3 protein-coding genes are annotated in these 1,882 nt (G+C 73.6%); 2 read left to right on the top strand and 1 reads right to left on the bottom strand.

Annotated features, from left to right (window positions below):
• The coding region (locus AB0O00_RS37515; protein ID WP_363659169.1) for an MFS transporter at positions 1-283 on the bottom strand (283 nt) is incomplete at its 3' end.
• A gap of 241 nt (positions 284-524) precedes the next feature.
• Between AB0O00_RS37515 and AB0O00_RS37510 the strand changes: the two genes are divergently transcribed.
• On the top strand, positions 525-872 hold the full coding sequence (locus tag AB0O00_RS37510) for a YciI family protein (RefSeq protein WP_363659171.1): 348 nt from the start codon (positions 525-527) through the stop codon (positions 870-872).
• Positions 869-1,882 (top strand): sigma-70 family RNA polymerase sigma factor (locus tag AB0O00_RS37505; protein ID WP_363659170.1); only part of this gene is annotated, 1,014 nt, incomplete at its 3' end. The genes AB0O00_RS37510 and AB0O00_RS37505, both read left to right, overlap by 4 nt.

Here is a 1,882-nt window from a genome sequence, read left to right as displayed (position 1 = left end):
CGGTGAACACGGCCAGCCCGACGGCGTACATCCGCCGGCGGCCGAAGCGGTCGCCCAGCGCGGCGCCGGTCAGCAGCGCACAGGCGAAGCACAGGTTGTACGCGTTGACCGTCCACTCCAGGTCGGACAGGCCGCCGTGCAGGGAGATCCGCAGCGCCGGCAGCGCGGTCGTGACGACGAGGGTGTCGAGGGCGGTCATGAAGACGCCCAGCGAGGCGAGGACCAGGGTCCAGGCCTGCTGGGCCGGCCGCGCGGCGGCGGCGGGTGCGGTGGCGGTGGTCATCGGGACGCACCTCCTCGGGGTGGGTGCCTTGCATGGATGGGACGAACGGGAACCGGCCCGGAGGACAGCGATGGCCGGACGGACCGGGAAGTCGGACGATGGAGTGGTCCGTCCCGGGGTCCGTCTCGGTCCGTCTCGGTCCATTCGGGTTCGTCCCGTTCGTCCCATCTGTGACCGCTTGCATCCGGGACCACTCGGTTCCCGGACCACTCGGTTCAAGGGTTGGTGCGAGGAGGACGACATGCGATACCTGCTGATGATCTGCACGGACGAGAACGCCATCGGCGCCCTCGGCCCCGAGGAGGGCGCGGCGATGCTCGCCGAGTACACCGCCTTCGGCGAGGAGATGGGCCGCCGCGGCGTGCTCCTCGGCGGCGAGCGGCTGCGGCCGACCGCCGACGCCACCACCGTCCGCGTGCGCGACGGCGACGTGCTCGTCGCCGACGGGCCCTTCGCGGAGACGAAGGAGCAGGTCGGCGGCTACTACATGGTCGACGCCCAGGACCTCGACGAGGCGATCGAGATCGCCTCGAAGATCCCCGGCGCCCGGCACGGGACGATCGAGGTGAGACCGATCTGGGAGCGCTGACCGACCGCGCGGCGGACGCCGTCGCCGAGACCTTCCGCTCCGAGTGGGGCCGCATCGTCGCCGTCCTCATCCGCTGGACCGGGGACTGGGACCTCGCCGAGGAGTGCGCCCAGGACGCCTTCACCAAGGCCCTGGAGCGCTGGGGCCGCGACGGCGTCCCCGCCAACCCGCGCGCCTGGCTGATCACCACGGCCCGCAACCGGGCCGTCGACCGGCTGCGCCGCACCCGCACCGAGGCCGCCAAGCTCCGGGAGGTCGCCATGGCTGCGGACGTCGGGGGTGACCGGATCCGTACGGACGACGGCGCCGCGGACGAGAGCGGCATCGCCGACGACCGGCTGCGGCTGATCTTCACCTGCTGCCACCCGGCACTGCCACTGGAGGCCCGCGTCGCCCTCACGCTGCGCACCCTCGCCGGGCTGACGACCGCCGAGATCGCCCGCGCCTTCCTGGTCTCCGACCAGACCATGGCCAAACGCCTCGTCCGCGCCAAGGCCAAGATCCGCGACGCCAACATCCCGTACCGGGTGCCGCCCGGCCACCTCCTGCCCGAGCGCACCGCCGGCGTCCTCGCCGTCCTGTACCTGCTGTTCAACGAGGGCTACAGCGCGACCGAGGGCGCCGAGCTGATCCGCACCGGGCTCTGCGCCGAGGCGATCCGGCTGGCCCGCCTGCTGTCCGCTCTGATGCCCGACGAACCCGAGACCCTCGCCCTGCTCGCGCTCATGCTCCTGCACGACGCCCGCCGCGCCGGGCGGCTCAACGCGGCCGGCGAGCTCGTGCCGCTGGAGGAGCAGGACCGCCGCCGGTGGGACGCCGCGTCGGTGGCGGAGGGCTGCGCCGTCCTCGACACGGCCGCGCGCCGGACCGCCCGGCCGGGCTTCTACCAGCTCCAGGCCGCGATCGCCGCCTGTCACGCGACGGCGCCGACGGCCGCGGACACCGACTGGGCGCTGATCGCCCGGCTGTACGGACGACTCGCGGAGCTGACGTCCTCCCCGGTGGTCGCG

The organism is Kitasatospora sp. NPDC093558 (assembly GCF_040683475.1).
Lineage (GTDB): Bacteria > Actinomycetota > Actinomycetes > Streptomycetales > Streptomycetaceae > Kitasatospora.
The sequence above is the reverse complement of the archived record's forward strand: the minus strand, read 5'-3'. Positions and strand labels throughout refer to the sequence as shown.

Bases quoted from the DNA above. Each gene is read 5' to 3' on its own strand.
- AB0O00_RS37510 (WP_363659171.1), top strand. From the start codon at position 525: ATGCGATACCTGCTGATGATCTGCACGGACGAGAACGCCATCGGCGCC.